This window comes from Micromonospora sp. 067-2 (genome assembly GCF_046549295.1).
GTDB lineage: Bacteria > Actinomycetota > Actinomycetes > Mycobacteriales > Micromonosporaceae > Micromonospora.
The window spans coordinates 136,364-153,959 of sequence record NZ_JAJPWB010000005.1 but is presented as its reverse complement, the minus strand read 5'-3'; the positions used below and the strand labels follow the sequence as shown (position 1 = coordinate 153,959).

The 17,596-nt window shown below is 71.0% G+C and carries 15 protein-coding genes; 8 read left to right on the top strand and 7 right to left on the bottom strand.

The genetic code is table 11. The features are described 5' to 3' along the window. Nucleotides 1-64: 64 nt before the first annotated feature. Both ACLJN9_RS13540 and ACLJN9_RS13535 read right to left on the bottom strand, forming a co-directional pair. Nucleotides 65-748 (bottom strand): class F sortase, encoded by a 684-nt coding sequence (locus ACLJN9_RS13540; RefSeq protein WP_410811597.1) that lies wholly within the window; start codon nucleotides 746-748, stop codon nucleotides 65-67. Nucleotide 749: 1 nt separating this feature from the next. Continuing rightward, nucleotides 750-1,952: a hypothetical protein gene (locus ACLJN9_RS13535; RefSeq protein ID WP_410811596.1), complete on the bottom strand. Its 1,203-nt coding sequence runs from the start codon at nucleotides 1,950-1,952 to the stop codon at nucleotides 750-752. 619 nt (nucleotides 1,953-2,571) lie between these two features. Here ACLJN9_RS13535 and ACLJN9_RS13530 point away from each other — a divergent pair. After that, nucleotides 2,572-4,365, top strand: coding sequence for a glycoside hydrolase family 6 protein (locus ACLJN9_RS13530; RefSeq protein ID WP_410811595.1), 1,794 nt, complete (start codon nucleotides 2,572-2,574; stop codon nucleotides 4,363-4,365). 123 nt (nucleotides 4,366-4,488) lie between these two features. Here ACLJN9_RS13530 and ACLJN9_RS13525 read toward each other — a convergent pair whose 3' ends face one another. The 5 genes from ACLJN9_RS13525 to ACLJN9_RS13505 all read right to left on the bottom strand — a co-directional run bounded on the left by ACLJN9_RS13525 (nucleotide 4,489) and on the right by ACLJN9_RS13505 (nucleotide 8,790). Continuing rightward, a complete protein-coding gene (locus tag ACLJN9_RS13525) occupies nucleotides 4,489-4,875 on the bottom strand; it encodes a hypothetical protein (RefSeq protein WP_410811594.1) in 387 nt (128 codons plus the stop codon). Between the two features lie 125 nt (nucleotides 4,876-5,000). Then, nucleotides 5,001-5,309 (bottom strand): hypothetical protein, encoded by a 309-nt coding sequence (locus ACLJN9_RS13520; RefSeq protein ID WP_410811593.1) that lies wholly within the window; start codon nucleotides 5,307-5,309, stop codon nucleotides 5,001-5,003. 15 nt (nucleotides 5,310-5,324) lie between these two features. Next, nucleotides 5,325-6,986, bottom strand: a complete 1,662-nt coding sequence (locus ACLJN9_RS13515) for a sodium:solute symporter family protein (protein ID WP_410811592.1) — start codon at nucleotides 6,984-6,986, stop codon at nucleotides 5,325-5,327. A gap of 173 nt (nucleotides 6,987-7,159) precedes the next feature. After that, complete coding sequence (locus ACLJN9_RS13510; protein ID WP_410811591.1) at nucleotides 7,160-8,182, bottom strand: hypothetical protein; 1,023 nt, start codon at nucleotides 8,180-8,182, stop codon at nucleotides 7,160-7,162. Between the two features lie 11 nt (nucleotides 8,183-8,193). Further along, nucleotides 8,194-8,790, bottom strand: a complete 597-nt coding sequence (locus tag ACLJN9_RS13505; protein WP_410811590.1) for a hypothetical protein — start codon at nucleotides 8,788-8,790, stop codon at nucleotides 8,194-8,196. A gap of 260 nt (nucleotides 8,791-9,050) precedes the next feature. Between ACLJN9_RS13505 and ACLJN9_RS13500 the strand changes: the two genes are divergently transcribed. The 7 genes from ACLJN9_RS13500 to ACLJN9_RS13470 all read left to right on the top strand — a co-directional run bounded on the left by ACLJN9_RS13500 (nucleotide 9,051) and on the right by ACLJN9_RS13470 (nucleotide 17,564). Next, nucleotides 9,051-11,438 (top strand): nitrate- and nitrite sensing domain-containing protein, encoded by a 2,388-nt coding sequence (locus ACLJN9_RS13500; protein WP_410811589.1) that lies wholly within the window; start codon nucleotides 9,051-9,053, stop codon nucleotides 11,436-11,438. Then, the gene (locus tag ACLJN9_RS13495) at nucleotides 11,438-11,860 is read left to right on the top strand and encodes a roadblock/LC7 domain-containing protein (protein WP_410811588.1); all 423 of its coding nucleotides are present in this window, start codon (nucleotides 11,438-11,440) and stop codon (nucleotides 11,858-11,860) included. Before ACLJN9_RS13500 ends, ACLJN9_RS13495 begins: the two co-directional genes overlap by 1 nt. Next, nucleotides 11,850-12,236 carry a DUF742 domain-containing protein gene (locus tag ACLJN9_RS13490; protein ID WP_410811587.1) on the top strand — a complete coding sequence of 129 codons (387 nt, stop codon included), beginning with the start codon at nucleotides 11,850-11,852 and terminating at the stop codon, nucleotides 12,234-12,236. Before ACLJN9_RS13495 ends, ACLJN9_RS13490 begins: the two co-directional genes overlap by 11 nt. Continuing rightward, on the top strand, nucleotides 12,217-12,819 hold the full coding sequence (locus ACLJN9_RS13485) for a GTP-binding protein (protein WP_410811586.1): 603 nt from the start codon (nucleotides 12,217-12,219) through the stop codon (nucleotides 12,817-12,819). Before ACLJN9_RS13490 ends, ACLJN9_RS13485 begins: the two co-directional genes overlap by 20 nt. 88 nt (nucleotides 12,820-12,907) lie before the next feature. Next, complete coding sequence (locus ACLJN9_RS13480; RefSeq protein ID WP_410811585.1) at nucleotides 12,908-13,945, top strand: lactonase family protein; 1,038 nt, start codon at nucleotides 12,908-12,910, stop codon at nucleotides 13,943-13,945. 165 nt (nucleotides 13,946-14,110) lie between these two features. Continuing rightward, nucleotides 14,111-15,865 carry a substrate-binding domain-containing protein gene (locus tag ACLJN9_RS13475; protein ID WP_410811584.1) on the top strand — a complete coding sequence of 585 codons (1,755 nt, stop codon included), beginning with the start codon at nucleotides 14,111-14,113 and terminating at the stop codon, nucleotides 15,863-15,865. A 214-nt stretch (nucleotides 15,866-16,079) separates the two neighbouring features. After that, complete coding sequence (locus ACLJN9_RS13470) at nucleotides 16,080-17,564, top strand: sugar transferase (RefSeq protein WP_410811583.1); 1,485 nt, start codon at nucleotides 16,080-16,082, stop codon at nucleotides 17,562-17,564. The last annotated feature ends 32 nt before the right edge of the window (nucleotides 17,565-17,596 follow it).

Genomic DNA, 17,596 nt, shown 5'->3' with positions numbered 1-17,596 from the left:
GACGCGGTCCGGCCGGTCGGAGTCACACCCGACCGGCCGGACCGCGTCCGTGTTGGCGGGTCGGTCACACCACCAGGCTGGCGAAGACGACCACGTTGTCCGGGTAGCTCTTGACGGTCTCGTCGAACTGACCGCCGCAGGTCACCACCCGCAGACCCGGGCGGTCGTTCGGGCCGTACACCAACTCGGTGGGGAAGGTCGTCTTCGGGTACGACTTCACCGAGTCGACCCGGAAGCCGACCGGTTTGCCGTCCGCCCGCCGCACGGTGATCGTGTCACCCGGCACGAGCGAGCCGAGGTCGAAGAAGACGGCCGGGCCGAGCATCGCCGAGTCCACGTGCCCGACGATGACCGAGTTGCCGGTCTCACCGGGGCTCGCCCCCGGCTCGTACCAGCCGGCCTGGTCGGCCTTGTCCAGCGGGGGAACCTGGACGGTGCCGTCCGGGTTGGTGCCCAACGACATGATCGTCGCCTGAACGCCGATCCGGGGGATCTCGATACTGGTCGGTGCCGAGCGGGCCAGTCCGGCCGGCACGTCGCCGTCGACCGACGGGGCGTCGGCGTCGACCGCCGGTCCGGTGACCTCGGGACCGGCCTGGGCCAGCGGTTGCGGCGGGCGGGCAGCGGGCGTGGTCTTCAGCGAGGCGCCGATCATGCCGGCACCGATCATGGCCAGGGTGACGACGACGGCCGCGCCGGCGGCACGCCACGGTTTCCCGTGACGGCCGCCGGCCCGTGTCGTCGTCACGTCAGACGAGCGAACCATCGGTCCGCCGACGACGCATCAGTACGATCCCACCCAGCGCGGCAGCGCCGAGCAGGCTCGCCCCACCGGTGGCCATGCCACGGTCAGTGCCGGTGCTGGCGCCACCGTCACCACCGTCGACCCAGCCGTGGGGCAGGACGACGAGCTCACCCTCGCCGCACGAGCCCTTGAGCTCGTAGCGACCCGGACGGGCGTCCTTGTCGACCTTGGCCTCGCCGTAGTAGACGAACTCCTTCTCGCGCTCCCAGCCCTTGTCCTTGCCGTAGTCGCCGTACTCGTCGGAGCCGTACTCGTCGTCACGGTCCTTGCCGTAGTCGCCGCCGCGGTCCTTGGAGTCCCAGTCCTTGTCCTTGTCCTTGCCGTACTCGTCGCCGTGGCCCTTGTCGTAGTCGCCGCCGCGGTCCTTGGAGTCCCAGTCCTTGTCCTTGTCCTTGCCGTACTCGTCGCCGTGGCCCTTGTCGTAGTCGCCGCCGCGGTCCTTGGAGTCCCAGTCCTTGTCCTTGTCCTTGCCGTACTCGTCGCCGTGGCCCTTGTCGTACTCGTCGCCGCGGTCCTTCGAGTCCCAGTCCTTCTTGCCTTCGTCCTTGGACCACTCGTCCTGGCCGTACTCTTCGCCCTTCCAGTCCTTGCTGTCCTCGTCGCCGTAGGCGTCGGCTGCCGCGCCGCCGCCCTGGCCGCCGGGCTGACCGCCAGGCTGGCCACCGGGCTGACCGCCGGGCTGACCGCCGGGCTGGCCACCGGGCTGACCACCATTGGCAGGGGGCTGCGGCTTGTCCTTGCCGTCTTCGCCCTTGTGGTCCTTGCCCTTGTCGTCCTTGCCCTTGTCGTCCTTGCCGTGCTCGTCCTTGCCCTTGTCGTCCTTGCCGTGCTCGTCCTTGCCCTTGTCGTCGTGGTCGTAGGAGTCGTCCTCCTCGTACCACCCGCGGTCGTCGCCCCGGTACTCGTCGGCCGGCTTGAGCTTGACCTTGCCGGTGACCTTGGACCACACGTACGCGTGCTCCTGCCGATCCGGGCAGATCTCGAGGAGCTTGACCTTGTCGCCGGCCTTCACGATGTGCGGCTTGGCGTAGACCTTGCCGTCGTCGTGGTGACCGTCAGCGAACGCGATCCCCGGCGTGAACACCAGAAGCGAAGCGCCCCCGAGCGCGGCGCCCGCAACGACCTTCCCGAGCATCTTCTTAGCCATGACCTGCGTCACTCCATCCCTGTTGTCCTGAGCCCGGCGACAACCGAGCTACGACCGACGTTAGACCGTTTCATGACCTATGAAGGGAAACATTCGTGTTTTTGCTTTTGCGGTTGGTATGAGGCAAAGAGGTGCTACGCCGTTTTCGCCGCACCAAACGCCGTCTCGGGTGCGCCGTGGCATTGCGGGTTCTGCATCGCATTGCGCGCTCGCCGTGCCCGGCCGGGCGTCCGCATCCGCTAGTGACGGTGTCGGTCCCGCTGATGCCGCTCGGACCAACTGCGGGGGTATCGTCCGACTCGGGTCCGGGAACGCGGCAGGACCAACGCATCGAGCCATTGCCATGGAAGCGCTCCCATGCAAGAATCGGCGCACGCGGTTCGGGGAGCCAGACCGCGCAGGCAGGGAGTCGAGGGCATCCGGTTCTTCGCCGGACGACATTCCGCCGAACCACCGACCGGCGAGGCGCCGGTCGTTCAGCACCACCACCACCGCCCGTCCGGGTCGGGCAACCCGAAGACATCCCCGTTTGGCGCCGGCGGCCGTCCCTGACAGGACGCCACCGGGCCGTCTCGCCGGGCCGTACCCGAGCCCGGTCTCGCCCAAGGAGATCAGTGGCATGAATGTGTGGAGAAGGCTGTCCGGCCAACGCCGGGCCCTTGCGCTCGCTGGCGCGGGCGCCCTGGTCGCCGGCGGGTTGGTGACCATACCGGTCACCGTGGCGCACGCCGCGACGCAGTGCGACATCGCTTACTCGACGAACGACTGGCCCGGTGGCTTCACCGCGAGCATCACCCTCAAGAACGTCGGCGACCCGCTCAACGGCTGGACCCTCGGCTGGACCTTCCCGAACTCCAGCCAGCGGGTGCAGCAGGGCTGGTCGGCTGAGTTCACCCAGACCGGCAGTCAGGTCACCGCGCGCAGCCTGTCCTACAACGGCAGCCTCGCCACCGGTGCGTCGACCAGCCTCGGTTTCAACGGTGCGTGGAGTGGCAGCAACCCCAGGCCCACGTCGTTCACCCTCAACGGGGTGGCCTGCAACGGCGGCACCACGCCGCCGACCACCCCGCCGCCCACCACCCCGCCCCCGACCACCCCGCCGCCCACGACTCCGCCGCCGACCACGCCGCCCCCCACGACGCCGCCGCCACCCGGCAGCAAGGTGAACAACCCGTACGCCGGGGTGCGCGGATACGTGAACCCGGAGTGGAAGGCCAAGGCGGACGCCGAGGCCGGCGGCAGCCGGATCTCCAGCAACCCGACGGCCGTCTGGCTGGACCGGATCGCCGCCATCAACGGCACGTCCGGCAGCAGCTCGAACGGCGCTTTCGGGGTGCGCAACCACCTGGATGAGGCGCTGCGTCAGGGTGCCGGCTACATCCAGTTCGTGATCTACAACCTGCCCGGTCGGGACTGCGCCGCACTCGCCTCCAACGGAGAGCTCGGCCCGAACGACCTACCGCGGTACAAGGCCGAGTACATCGACCCGATCGCCGCGATCCAGGCCGATCCGAAGTACCGCAACCTGCGCATCATCAACATCATCGAGATCGACTCGCTGCCGAACCTGGTGACCAACACCTCGGGCCAGCCGGGCGGTACGACGATGTGCGACACGGTCAAGGCCAACGGCGCGTACGTCAACGGCGTCGGTTACGCCCTGGCGAAGTTGGGCCCGCTCGGCAACGTCTACAACTACATCGACGCCGCGCACCACGGCTGGATCGGCTGGGACAGCAACTTCGGTCCCACCGCTGACATGCTCAAGAGCGCCGCAGTCGCCTCCGGCAGCACGGTGGCGAACGTGCACGGCTTCATCGTCAACACCGCCAACTACTCGGCTCTGCGCGAGCCGTACGTCAAGATCACCGACTCGGTGAACGGCCAGACGGTACGGCAGTCCCGGTGGATCGACTGGAACTTCTACGTCGACGAGCTGTCCTTCGCTCAGGCGTTCCGGCAGAAGCTGGTCTCGGTCGGCTTCGACACCAACATCGGCATGCTGATCGACACCTCCCGCAACGGGTGGGGAGGCTCCGCGCGGCCCACCGGGCCGGGCGCGACGACCAGCGTGGACACCTACGTCAACGGTGGTCGGATCGACCGTCGGATCCACGCCGGCAACTGGTGCAACCAGGCCGGCGCCGGCCTCGGCGAGCGGCCCCGGGCAAACCCGGAGCCGGGCATCGACGCGTACGTCTGGGTGAAGCCCCCGGGCGAGTCGGACGGCTCCAGCAAGGCGATCCCGAACAACGAGGGCAAGGGCTTCGACCGGATGTGCGACCCGACGTACACCGGCAACGCCCGCAACGGCAACAGCGCGACGGGTGCCCTGCCGAACTCGCCGATCTCCGGCGCCTGGTTCTCGGCACAGTTCCAGGAGCTGATGCGCAACGCGTACCCGGCGCTCTGACCGGGTCGCTTCCGCACCACCCGCCGCCGGCAGTAGGTGAGGCACTGCCGGCGGCAGGTCCCCCCGGGTCCCCGGTCCGACCGTCACGGTCGGGCCGGGGACCCACCCCGTGTGCTCCGGATTTCAGGGCACGGTGCGTTCGATGGCCGCTCTGCCGTGCTCGGCCAGATCGCGGCGGGCCTTGTCCAGGTTCTCCGGGGTGAGGTCCTGCCCGCGGGCCATCACCAGATCCTCCGGCTCCCAGGGCTGCTCTGCGCCGGTCCGGATGTTGTCCCCACCGGCGCCGGTCCCCGTTCCGGTCGCGCCGGTGCCCGCCGCGTACGGATCGCCGAGCAGGTCGTCGGTGTCCGGCGCGAGGTCGGCCGGCCGGTCGCGGGGTTCGGCGAAGGTCGGGGTGTCCCGGTCCGGGCCGCCCCCGGTCCGCAGCTGTGGGACGGTGCTGTCGTCGTCCACCGCGGAAGCCGCCTCCGGGCTCTCCTCCAGCGGCGATCGCCGATCACGATCGGTCATGGCGCTGCCTCCTGTGTCCGACACGTACCCTGATCCCCTCGCGTACCCCCGTGGGCGGGGCTCATGCCCCGCGACCGGGCAGCGGCGCACCACGGCGCGCCGGCCGCCCGACGCGCGAGCCGAGGTCAGTGGCCGGGTTCCTTCTCGTTGGCCGAGGGTGCCTCCGCCGGACGCACCCACTGCCAGAGCAGCATGAGCAGGCCGAAGACGAGCATCGAGAGCCCTGCCCACAGGTTGATCCGGACTCCCTCGGCCTTGTCGATCTCCGCCCGGCTGTCGAACACGCCGATCAACGCCACGATGATCCCGTACACCACGAACAGGCCACCGATCACCCGGCGGATGTCGAACAGCCGTGCGGCGGCGGAGCGGCGCTGCTCCGCCTGCGCCTCGTCGATCAGCGGGTCCTGTGCCGGCTGGCCCTGGTTGTCCATCTGCCGAACCCTTTCCTAGAAGACGGGGATGTAGAAGAGGGCGGCCAGCGCGACCGCGATCACGCCGAGCAGCACGGGGGAGCGGTACCAGACGGCGTCGCCGGCGAGCACGTCGCCCTTCAGGTCGACGCCGCCCAACCCGTAGACCAGCCCACGCAGCTCCTCGTCACGTTTGGGAGCGGTGAGCGGAGTGAGGACCACGGCGACGATCGCCACCGTGACGAACGCGATGCCGGCGCCCCAGAAGCTCTCCTCCAGGTCGGAGTTGAAGCCGATCACGCCGCCCTTGTAGAGCAGGTACGTCACCAGCGACGCCAGGGTGCCCAGCAGCAGCGACCAGAAACCGGCCAGCGCGCTCATCCGCCTCCAGAACATGCCGATGATGAAGGTCGCGAACAGGGGCGCGTTGAACAGCGAGAAGAGCGCCTGGATGTAGTTCATGATGTTGCTGAAGCCGGCCGCGATGAACGCGGTGCCGATGCCGAACACCACGGCGGCCACCGTCGCGTACCGGCCGATCCGCAGGTAGTAGTCGTCCGGTCGGTTCGGCCGGATGTACGCCTGCCAGATGTCGTAGGTGAACACCGTGTTGAAGCCGCTCACGTTGGCAGCCATGCCGGCCATGAACGAGGCGATCAGGCCGGTCACCGCGACGCCGAGCACACCGTTGGGCAGCAGGTCGCGCATCAGCAGCGGAATCGCGTTGTTGTACTGCAGGTCGCCGCTCTCCGCGCCGAGCCCCTTCACCGTCACCAGCGCCACCAGGCCGGGGATCACCGTGACCAGGGGGATGAACAGCTTCGGGTACGCCGCGATGATCGGCGTACGGCGGGCGGCGCTCATGTTCTTCGCCGACAGTGCCCGCTGCACCTCGGCGAAGTTGGTCGTCCAGTAGCCGAAGGAGAGCACGAAGCCGAGGCCGAAGACGATGCCGAGCCACTGCGCACCGAGCGGGTTGTCCGTGCTGCCGGTGTCCTGCCAGGCGTGCAGGCCCGCCTCGCCGAGCTTGGAGTCGCGGACCGCGTCCATCAGCCCGTTCACCCCGCCGACCTTGACGAGGCCGATCACGGTGACCGGGATGAGACCGGCCAGGATGACGAAGAACTGGAGCACCTCGTTGTAGATCGCCCCGGACAGACCACCGATGGTGATGTACGCCAGCACGATCGCCGCGCCGACCACGACCGCGGTCCAGAGCGGCCAGCCGAGCAGCGCCTGCATCACCAGGGCCAGCGCGTAGAGGTTCACGCCGGCGATCAGCACCTGTGCGACGGCGAAGCTGAGCGCGTTCAGCAGGTGGGTGGGGCGGTTGAACCGTAGCCGCAGGTACTCCGGCACGCTGCGGACCTTGGAGCCGTAGTAGAAGGGCATCATCACGATGCCCAGGAAGACCATCGCCGGCACCGCGCCGATCCAGTAGTAGTGCACCGTCATGACGCCGTACTGGGCGCCGTTCGCGGCCATCCCGATGATCTCCAGTGCGCCCAGGTTCGCCGAGACGAAGGCGAGACCGGTCACCCAGGCCGGCAGGGACCGGCCGGAGAGGAAGAAGTCGACGCTGGTGCGGATCGCGCGGCGGGCGGCGAAGCCGACCCCGAGGACGGTGATGAAGTACAGGGCCAGGATGAGGTAGTCCAGACCGTTCAAGTTGAGCCGAAGACCGCCGCCGTCGTCCATCCCCGTGACCTCTCATCCCGCTGAGCCTCTGGATAGCGCGCGCCGTATTACCCGACACGAGTGGTTTCACACCTGCCGTCTTGTGCGGTGTGTTCGGGCCCGGTCGGGTGGTCTCGCGCCATCGAGGAAGGGCGCCCCGGCCTACCGGCCAGGACGCCCTTGGAGTGCGTCGTTCAGCGACCCAGCACGCGGTCCAGGAAGTCCCGGTAGCGGCGTACCGCCACCCGCAGTTGCTCGGTATCCGCCGAACCGGCGTCCTGCCAACCGCCCAGCGTGTTCTTCTGCGCGGCCAGCGCCGAGGCGAGCGCCTGGATGGCCTCCTCCACCAGCGACTGCGCCTCGCCGGCGGCGGCCTGCGGATCGTCCACGAAGCGCAGCTGCACGTCCCGCCAGCGATCCCGGAACCCCTGCGCGGTGTCGGCGTCCAGCAGCGAAGCCGGCTCCGCCGCGACGGTCGACCCGGCAGGTCGAGACGTCCCGGCAGACTCCAGGGAGGTGGCCGCGACGTCGGTGGACACCGGGCCGCCGTCCGCGTCCGGATCGACCGACTCCGGTGTCGCGCTGCCGTAGCCGACCGTGTCGACGCGGTCGTCGGCATCGAGGCGGTCGTCGGCATCGAGGCGGCCGTCGTCGTCGAGGCGGCCGTCGTCGTCGACATCCGTGTCGCGCTGGTGCAACTCGGCCGTGGGGTCCGCCCGCAGACCCACAGGCTCGCCGTCCTCGGCACCGTCGCCCGGCCGGGCGGTCCGCTCGGCCCTGGGGTCCGGCTGGTCCTGCGGGCGGGGGCTGGCCAGCGCGGAGGCGGCCACCGCGTCGGAGACGGTGGTGGCGCCGAACACGGTCGGCAGTGGCCCCGGCTCGTGGAAACCGCCCTCGTCGGTGGAACGGTCGTCCCGCCCGTGGCGCGCGTCGGAGTCGTCGGCCGGGTCGTAGCCGGCATCCCGGTCGGAGCCGTCGGCCGGGTCGTAGCCGGCATCCCGGTCGGAGCCGTCGGCCGGGTCGTGTGCGGCATCCCGGTCGGAGCCGTCGGTCCGCTCCGCGGCGACGGACGGGTCGTCGAAGGTGCCCCGGTCGTCCAGGACGTCCTCGGGCACGTCCGAGTGGCCGGCCCGGTCACCGGCCGGCGGCACCGGAACGGGCGCGGACCGGACGGCCTCCGGATGGTCGTTGCTCACCTGCTGGTCTTCGTGGCGCATCGGTGGCCTCCTCAGCGGCTCGTGGCGTCGTGCGGGGTGTCCGGGTGGCGCTGTTCGGGCGTGTCCTGACCGACCGGCTCCTCGCCGAGCAGGTCGGCGAAGAGTGCCCGGTAGTGCACGACCGCCTGGCGCAACTCCTCGGTGCTGGCCTCGCCCCGGGTGTTACGCAGGTGGATCTCGTGCGCGTCCCGGTAGTTGGTCAGTGTGCGGGCGTGGTCGACGGAGAGGTGGGCGGTCTGGTCGGAGAAGTCCCCGGTCGGGTAGCCCCGCGCCTCGATGAGCCGGGTGACCAGTTCGTCCGCGTCACCCACGGTGCCGCTCGGCGAGTCGATGAAACGGACCTGGAGCTCCTCCCAGGCGGCGGCGTAGCGGGCCCGGGACTCCGGGTCGAGCGGGGTGAGCGTGAGGTCGGCGTGCCGGCGTTCCCGGTCGCGCAGCTCGCGCTCCGCGGCGGACCGGCTGTCCTGCTCGGCCACCACCCGGTCGTACTCCGGTCCGAACCGGTTGCGCAGGGCGCGGCGCCGGGTGAGCGACCGGGCGGCCACGGCCAGTGCCGCGACGATCACCAGTACGACGAGGACGATGACGATTATCTGCGTGGGCGACATGGGCTCCTCCTTCATTACCCGGTATTCCCTCCGCGTAGTGATCGCCAATCCCGATCCGGCGCACTTTCCTTGCTGGCCTCGCGGAAGGTGCGCTCGGCGTACCGGTCCGGGTGCGTTTCGCAGCGTCGATCTCGGCGCGACAGGCGGTAGTGCAACGGCTGGCGATTACGTATCCTGCCCAAGGCGCCCGCGCCGGTGCCCGGCGTTCCGGCCGGGCGCAGCCGGCGCCCCTCCTGCCACCCCTGTACGGGCGAGGTCTGATGAGAACCCGCGACTGGCCGATCCGCTCGAAGGTGACCGCGTTGGTCGTCGTGCCGGTGACCGCGCTGCTGGCGCTGTGGATCTTCGCGACCACGCTGACCTTCGGACCCGCCCTCAACCTGCTCTCCGCCCGAACGCTCCTCTACGATCTGGGCCGCCCGGGCGAGGCCGTGGTCACCGAACTGCAACGGGAACGCCGGCTCTCGGTGGTCCAGCTCGCCGGCACCAGCGAGCTGCCCGCCCTGGCGGAGCAACGGCAGCGCACCGACCGGGCGGTCACCGAGCTGCGGCGCCGGGTCGACGGGAAGCAGCTGCGCGCTGCCGCCGACGACCTGCTCGACAGCCGGGTCGACCAGCTCGTCACCGCCCTCGCGGCGCTGCCGGCCGGCCGGGCCTTCATCGACGACCGCAAGGTGGACCGGGCCGGGGCGGTCGGCCTCTACAACGGCATGATCTCGTCGGCCTTCCAGGCGTTCGCCGGCATGGCGAACCTGACCGACCCCGCCGTCAATCGGCAGGCGCTGGCACTCACCACGCTGGGCCGCGCCCGCGAGCTGCTCGGCCAGACCGACGCCCTGCTGGCCGGCGCGCTGACCGCCGGCCGGTTCGCCGAGGGGGAGCACACCCAGCTCGTGCAGGCCATCGGCAACCAGCGGTGGCTCACCGAGAGCGCGCTGGCCGACCTGCCCGAGGCCGGCCGGTCCGCCTACCAGCGGTTGACCGAGGGCGAGGCGTTCACCCGGCTGCGCACCATCCAGGACACGCTGGTCGTTGCCGACCGGACCGGCCGGCCGCCGGTGGACGCGGCGAGTTGGCAGGCCAGCTACGACGCCGTGCAGCAGCAGCTACGCGACTTCGAGCTGGCCGAGGCCGACGGGCTCGCCGACCGCTCGGTGCCGATGGCGGTCCGGATCCTGGCTCGCCTGGCCGCCGCCGGGCTGCTCGGGCTCGTCGCGGTGGTGGTCTCGGTGCTGGTGGCGGTGCGGGTCGGCCGCACACTGGTCCAACGGCTCAGCGGTGTCCGTACGGCCGCTCTGGAACTGGCCGAGCACCGCCTTCCGGACGTGGTGACCCGGCTGCGCCGCGGCGAGCAGGTCGACGTCGCGCGCGAGGCACCTCCGCTGGAGTACGGCCACGACGAGATCGGCGAGGTCGGGCGAGCCTTCACCGAGGTGCAGCGCACCGCCGTCCAGGCCGCGGTGGACGAGGTCACCCTGCGCCGAGGGCTCAACGAGGTCTTTCTCAACATCGCCCGGCGCAGCCAGGGTCTGGTGCACCGGCAGCTGCACCTGCTGGACCGGATGGAGCGACGCGTCGAGGACCCGGACGAGCTGGCCGAGCTGTTCCAGGTGGACCACCTCGCCACCCGTCTGCGCCGGCACGCCGAGGACCTCGTCATCCTCGCCGGGTCCGCGCCGGGCCGGGGCTGGCGCAACCCGGTCGCGATGGTCGACCTGGTCCGGGGGGCGATCTCCGAGGTCGAGGCGTACGACCGGGTGGACATCACCTCCGTGCAGCCGGCCGGTGTGCTGGGCCGGGCCGTCGGCGACGTCATCCACCTACTCGCCGAGCTGCTCGAGAACGCCACCGCCTTCTCGCCCCCGGACACCCGGGTCACGGTGACCGGGGAACAGGTGGCCGACGGCTACGCCCTGGAGATCACCGACCATGGGCTGGGGATGTCCGCGGCGGCGTTGGAGACCGCCAACCAGCGGCTGGCCAGTTCACCCGAGTTCGACCCCGCCCAGAGCGCGCGGCTCGGCCTGTTCGTGGTTGCCCGGCTGGCCGCCCGGCACGGCGTACGGGTACGGCTGCGCCCGTCCGGAGAGGGCGGGGTGAGCGCCGTGGCGCTGGTCCCCTCCGACCTGGTCACCGCCGAGCCGCCGGTCGGCCCCGACCCGACCGCGCCGGGCGCCGCGCCGGCCGGCCCGGACCGGCGGCCGGCCCGGACCAGCCGTCGGGGCGCCGTACCCCGCCCGCGGACAGGCCGGAACCGACCGGTCGCCGCAGGTGCTCCGTCCGCTCCGGCCGCCGGTACGCCGGCTGCGGACGCGCCAGCAGGAAACGGGTCGAGCGCCACCGAGCTGGGCGACCACGGTTCGCCGGCCGCCGGCGAGGCAGAGAACGAGTTGGACGGGCTGCCCCGGCGGGTGCGGCGCACCACCCCGGCCGCCCGGCCGCGAGCGGCCGTCGCCGACAGCCCGACGTCCCGATCACCGGAGGACGTACGCCGAGTGATGTCGGCGCTACAGGCGGGCACCGCCCGGGGCCGCGCCACCGTCGTCGCCCCGGTGGCTCCCGATGCCCCGGGACCCGCCTCGCCCGCCGCCACGCCCGGACCGGCGGCGGCCTCCGAAACCCCGACCGCGAGTGAGAGGGACGCCTAGTGCGGCATACGACACAGCAGAGCACCGGCCTCGACTGGCTGCTCGACGAGCTGGTGCAACGGGTACCCGCCGCCCGGGAGGCGGTGGTGCTCTCCTCGGACGGGCTGCTGCTCGGCTCCTCGGCCGAGTTGGAGCGCTCCGACGCGGAGCACCTCTGCGCCCTGGCCGCCGGCTTCTCCAGCCTGGCCCGGGGCGCGAGCCGGCACGTCGACGGCGGCCCGGTCCGGCAGACCGTGGTCGAGATGGAGTCGGCGTACCTCTTCGTCACCGCGGCCGGGCAGGGCACCTGCCTGGCCGTGGTGAGCGACGCCGACGCCGACATCGGGCTTGTCGCGTACGAGATGGCGATGCTCGTGATCCGGGTGGGGGAGAACCTCACCGCGCCGCCCCGAACGTCTGCCGGTGCCGGTGATGCGGGCTGAGCCGCCCGGGCCGCAGCACGAGTGGCTGGACGGCGAAGCCGGCCCGGTGGTGCGCCCGTACACCCTCACCGGCGGCCGGGTACGCTCCGCCGTCGACGGTTTCGACCTGGTCGCGTTCGTCCTGGCCCGGTCCGACCTCGAAGCGGCGGGCGACCCTCGGCTGCTTCCGGAGCACCGGCGGCTGGTCGCGCTGGCCCGCCACCCTGTCTCGGTGGCCGAGTTGGCGGCCGAGCTCGACCTCGCGGTCGGGGTGGTCCGGGTGCTGCTCGGTGACCTCCTCGCCCAGGGCCGGGTCGCGGTGCACGAGCCGGCCGCCGGCCACCTTCCCGACGACGACATCCTCAAGGCGGTGGTCAGTGGACTCCGTGCGCTATGACCATGTGGGCTCGGGCACCACGATCCCGCTGGCACTGAAGATCCTCATCGCCGGAGGCTTCGGAGCAGGCAAGACGACGCTGGTGAGTGCGCTCAGCGAGGTCCGCCCGTTGCAGACCGAGGAGGTGCTGACCGGTGCCGGGATCGGCACCGACGACATCTCCGGGGTGGAGGGCAAGTCGACGACCACGGTGGCGATGGACTTCGGTCGGATCACCATCAACGAGGACCTTCAGGTCTACCTGTTCGGCACACCGGGACAGGACCGGTTCTGGTTCCTCTGGGACGAGTTGGCCTTCGGCGCTCTCGGCGCCGTGGTGCTCGCCGACACCCGGCGCCTGGCCGACTGCTTCCCGTCCATCGACTACTTCGAGCAGCGCGGCATCCCCTTCGTGGTCGGCGTCAACTGCTTCGACGATGCCCGGCGGTTCACCCTGGAGACCGTACGCCGGGCGCTGGACCTGGACCCGGACGTGCCGATGGTGCTCTGTGACGCCCGGGACCGGCAGTCCGGCAAGATGGTGTTGATCTCGCTGGTCGAGCATGTCGCCCGGCAGCGCGGGGAGCCGGTGCCGGCCGCCTGAGCGGGACGCGGTGCCGGAAACGGTTAACGGACCGGCATCGCGGGCAGCCTCTGGTTGGATCTGGAGGATGCCGGCGGAGGGGTTGGACGTGAGTGGTCAGGGCGAGGTCGTCCACATCGGGGGTTACACCGCGCAGAGCGGCGGGCGGGGCAGTGGCATCGTGGCGGCCCGCCGTGACCCGACCACCGGGGCGCTGACCCCGCTCGGAACGGTGGCGGTCACCCCGTCGCCCTCGTTCCTGGCGCGGCACCCCACCCAGCCGGTGCTCTACGCGGTCAACGAGCTGACCGACGGGGCGATCAGCGCCTGGCGGGTCGGGGCCGACGGTTCGCTGGACCCGCTGGGCAGCCGGTCGACGGGCGGCGCCGAGCCGTGTCATCTGGCGGTGCTGCCCGACGGTGGCCATCTGGCAGCGGCCAACTACGGCAGCGGCAGCATCGCGGTCTTCCCCCTCGACCCGCAGGGTGTGCCCGGCGAACGCACCGACCTGGTGGTGCACGAGGGGCACGGCCCCAACCCGGAGCGCCAGGAGAGGGCGCACGCCCACATGGTGTCCCCGTCCTCGGATGGGGGGCCGCTGCTCGCGGTGGACCTGGGCACCGACTCGGTCTACCGGTACGACCTGGAGAACGCGAGCGGTCGACTGGTCCCACGCGGGCCACGGATGCGCACGACACCCGGCAGCGGGCCTCGGCACCTGGCCCGCCATCCCGACGGGCGGCGTTGTTACCTGGTCGGCGAGCTGGATGCCTCGGTGACCGCGTACGAGCTGACCGACGACGGCGCACTGCACCAGCGCGGCCGGGTCGAAGCGAGCGAGCGGACCGGTCACGTGCAGCCGTCGGAGGTTGCCCTCGGCCCGGACGGCCGGTTCCTGTACGTCGCCAACCGGGGGGTGGGCACCCTCGCCGTCTTCACCCTGGCTGGCGAGGTGCCCGAGCTGGTGGCCGAAGTGGATACCGGCGGCGAGTGGCCCCGGCACTTCGCGTTTCTCGGCGAGCACCTGTACGTCGCCGACGAACGGGCGGACATGGTGCGGGTGTTCCGGCGGGACGGCGACACCGGCGTCCCGGTGCCGGTCGGAGAGCCCGTGCCGCTGCCGAGCCCGACCTGCGTGCTGCCGTAAGTCGCCGAAGCCGACCGAGGAGACGCGAGGGTGACGCGGGTTTGACAACACCACGGGACCGTGTCATCACTCTGCGTCGTTAATCGGTGATCAACTGTTGCTCCTGCGTAACTTTAGGCCGAACGGTCATGGCAGGGACGGAATCTATTACGCAAGATGGTCACCGTGTCAGCAGGCCGCCATCGCATGCGTTCGAAACTTCATCTAGCAGCCGCCGCCGCGACGGCGACGGTTCTCGTCGTCACGACCGGCGTCTGGTTCGGCTATCGAGAGCTGATCCAGCCCAGCTGTTCGGGGGAGATCCGGCTCGCGGTGGCAGTAGCCTCCGAGCTCGCGCCAGCGGTGGACGCCGCCGCCTCCCAGTGGACCAAGGACGGTGCCGCGGTGGGCGGCACCTGCATCCGGGTGGACGTCTCGGCGTCCGACCCGGTTGATGTCGCCGCCGTCGTGGCGGCCAAGCACGGTGCCATCCTGGCCGGTGTGGGACAGGCCAGCGGTATCGCCGTCACCCCGGACGTCTGGGTGCCGGACTCCTCGATGTGGTTGCTGCGGTTGAAGAAGGAAGCGACGGCGTTCGCTCCGACCAACGGCGCGTCCATCGCGCGCAGCCCTGTCGTCGTCGCGATGCCCGAGCCGGTGGCCGTCCGACTGGGCTGGCCCAAAGCCAAGTTCACCTGGACCGATCTGCTCAAGCAGGTCAACAGCAGCAAGCCGCTGCGGACCGGGATCGTCGAGCCGACCCGGGACGCCGCCGGCCTGTCCGGTCTGCTCTCGCTGACCACGGCCGCGAGCGCCGCCGGCGGCGACGCCCAGCGCAACACCGTCGGTGCGCTGCGGGCGCTGGCCACGGGGCGTTCCTCGTTGCGCAACGACCTCTTGGCGCGCTTCCCGACCGCGAAGGACCCGACGTCCATCGCGAGCGGTCTCGGCGCGGCGGCGTTGTCCGAAGAAGATGTGATCGCGTACAACAGCAAAGAGCCGCCGGTCAAGCTCGCCGCGCTCTATCTCGAGCCGGCGCCGTCCCCGCTGGACTACCCGTACGCGGTGCTGCCTGGCATCGAGCCGTCCAAGGCGTCGGCGGCCAAGGTGCTGTTCGAGTTGCTCACCACCTCCACGTTCCGTAACCGGCTGGCGGCGCAGTCGCTGCGTGCTCCGGACGGCAACTGGGGCTCCGGCTTCAAGGCGCCGCAGGGCGCGCCGAGCCCGGCCGGCGGCGCGTCGACCGCGCCGACGACCGGCGGCACCGCCGCGGGTGGACTGGACCCGGCTGCCATACAGCGGGTCGTCACGAGCTGGTCGGTGGCCACCCAGTCCGGCCGGATGCTCTGCGTCATCGACGTCTCTGGGTCGATGAAGGACAAGGTCCCCAGCGCCAACAACCGCAGCCGGGAGGAGGTCACCGTGGACGCGGCCCGTCGCGGCCTCGGCCTCTTCGACGACTCCTGGTCGATCGGGTTGTGGACCTTCTCCACCGAGTTGGTCGGCAAACGGGACTACCGCGAGCTGGTGGGTATCGCTCCGCTCTCCGGTCAGCGTGCCCAGCTGGAGGCACAGCTCGGCACCGTCAAGCCGTCAGAAGGCGACACCGGCCTCTACGACACCATGCTCGCGGCCTACAAGACGGTGCAGGCGGACTGGCAGCCCGGCCGGGTCAACTCGGTCGTGCTCTTCACCGACGGCGAGAACGAGGACAAGAACGGCATCTCCCAGCCCCAGCTGCTCGCCGAGCTGAAGCGGCTCGCCGACCCGGAGCGGCCGGTCCAGGTCGTCATGATCGGCATTGGTGAGGGCGTCAACAAGGCCGAGCTGGAGTCGATCACGAAGGTGACCGGTGGCGGCAGCTTCGTCACCAAGGACCCGACCGAAATCGGCGCCATCTTCCTCAACGCCATCGCGCTCCGCCCCCCGGCGCCGCGCTGAGTCGACGCACAGTACGAAAGGGGCTCGTCGTACCGCAATCCGGTACGGCGGGCCCTTTTCGGCGCTCAGGGACCGCGAAAACTGACGGCAATACGTCGGAAGTAAACGGCGACGACAGTTGTCGGGGCAGGATATCGACGTGTTCCGGCGGACGTCGGTTCGCCTCCGGTCCGACCCGTCGTCCGGGGCCGTCCTGAGCAGAGTGGGAGGGCCGGTGACCGCTGCGACACTGTCGACCCCCGCCAGCACGTCCACGACGCCGGACGGTCGTCCGCCCGGGCTGGTGGCGCGCGCCGACGAACGAGCGTACGTCCGGATCCTGGTGGTGTTGGACACCACCATCCTCATCGTCGCTCTGTTCGTCGGGTACGTCGCCCGCTTCGGTGACGAGGAGCCGAGCGGCTCCAAGATCCCGTACGTGCTGGTGGCCCCGGGGCTGGCGCTCGCCTGGCTGATCTCGCTCAAGGCGCTCGGCTGCTACGACGACCGGGTGATCGGTTACGGGGCGGACGAGTACCGGCGGGTCAGCACGGCGAGTCTGCGGCTGGCCGGTGCGATCGCCATCGCCGGGTACGTCTTCGACGCCGGGGTCTCCCGAGGCTTCCTCGGCATCGCCTTCCTGGTGGGCACCGTCGGGCTGGAGGTCGTCCGGTTCGCCGCCCGGAAGCGGCTGCACCGGGCCCGCTCGCGGGGCGCCGGTTGGTCCCGGAAGGTGCTGGTGGTCGGCGACACCGCGCACGTGCTGGATCTGGTGCACACGTTGCGCCGGGAGCCGTACGCGGGCTACCAGGTGGTTGGCGCGTGCATCCCGGACGCGTTGCTGGCGCCGGTGGCGCAGCGGCTGGGTGACGTGCCGGTGGTGGGCTCGTTCCGGGGCATCCCGGGGGCCGCCACCGCGATCGGCGCGGACACCGTCGCCGTGACCGCCTCCGGTGAGCTGACCGCCGCCCGGCTGCGCCGACTCGGCTGGCAGCTGGAGGGCACCGGCGTCGACCTGGTCGTGGCACCCGCGCTGACCGACGTGGCCGGCCCGCGGATCCACACCCGTCCGGTCGCCGGCCTGCCGCTGATCCACGTCGAGGCGCCTGAGTTCCGCGGCGCGCGGAAGCTCGTGAAGGGTTTCGTCGACCGGTCCACGTCGTCGATGGCGCTGGCGGTGCTGCTGCCCCTGGTCGCGTTTGTCGCGCTGGCCATCAAGGTGGACAGCCGAGGCCCGGTGCTGTTCCGGCAGGTCCGGGTCGGCCGGGGCGGGCAGGAGTTCGGCGTGTTCAAGTTCCGCACCATGGTGGTGAACGCCGACGTGCTGCTCGGTGAGCTGGCCGCCCGCAACGAGACCGACGGCCTGATGTTCAAGATGCGCGACGATCCCCGGGTGACCCGCGTCGGCCGGCTGCTGCGGAAGTGGTCGCTGGACGAGCTGCCGCAGCTGGTCAATGTGTTCCTGGGGCAGATGAGCCTGGTCGGGCCGCGTCCGCCGCTGCCCTCGGAGGTGGCCCGCTATGACGGCGACGTGGCCCGGCGGCTGTTGGTCAAGCCCGGCATGACCGGCCTGTGGCAGGTCAGCGGCCGGTCCGACCTGAGCTGGGAGGACGGCATCCGGCTGGATCTCTACTACGTGGAGAACTGGTCCCTGGCCGCCGACCTCACCATCCTCTGGAAGACCTTCGGCGCCGTACTGAACAGTCGCGGCGCGTACTGAGCGCCGACGGGCGTGCTCCCCGCCCACGGTCT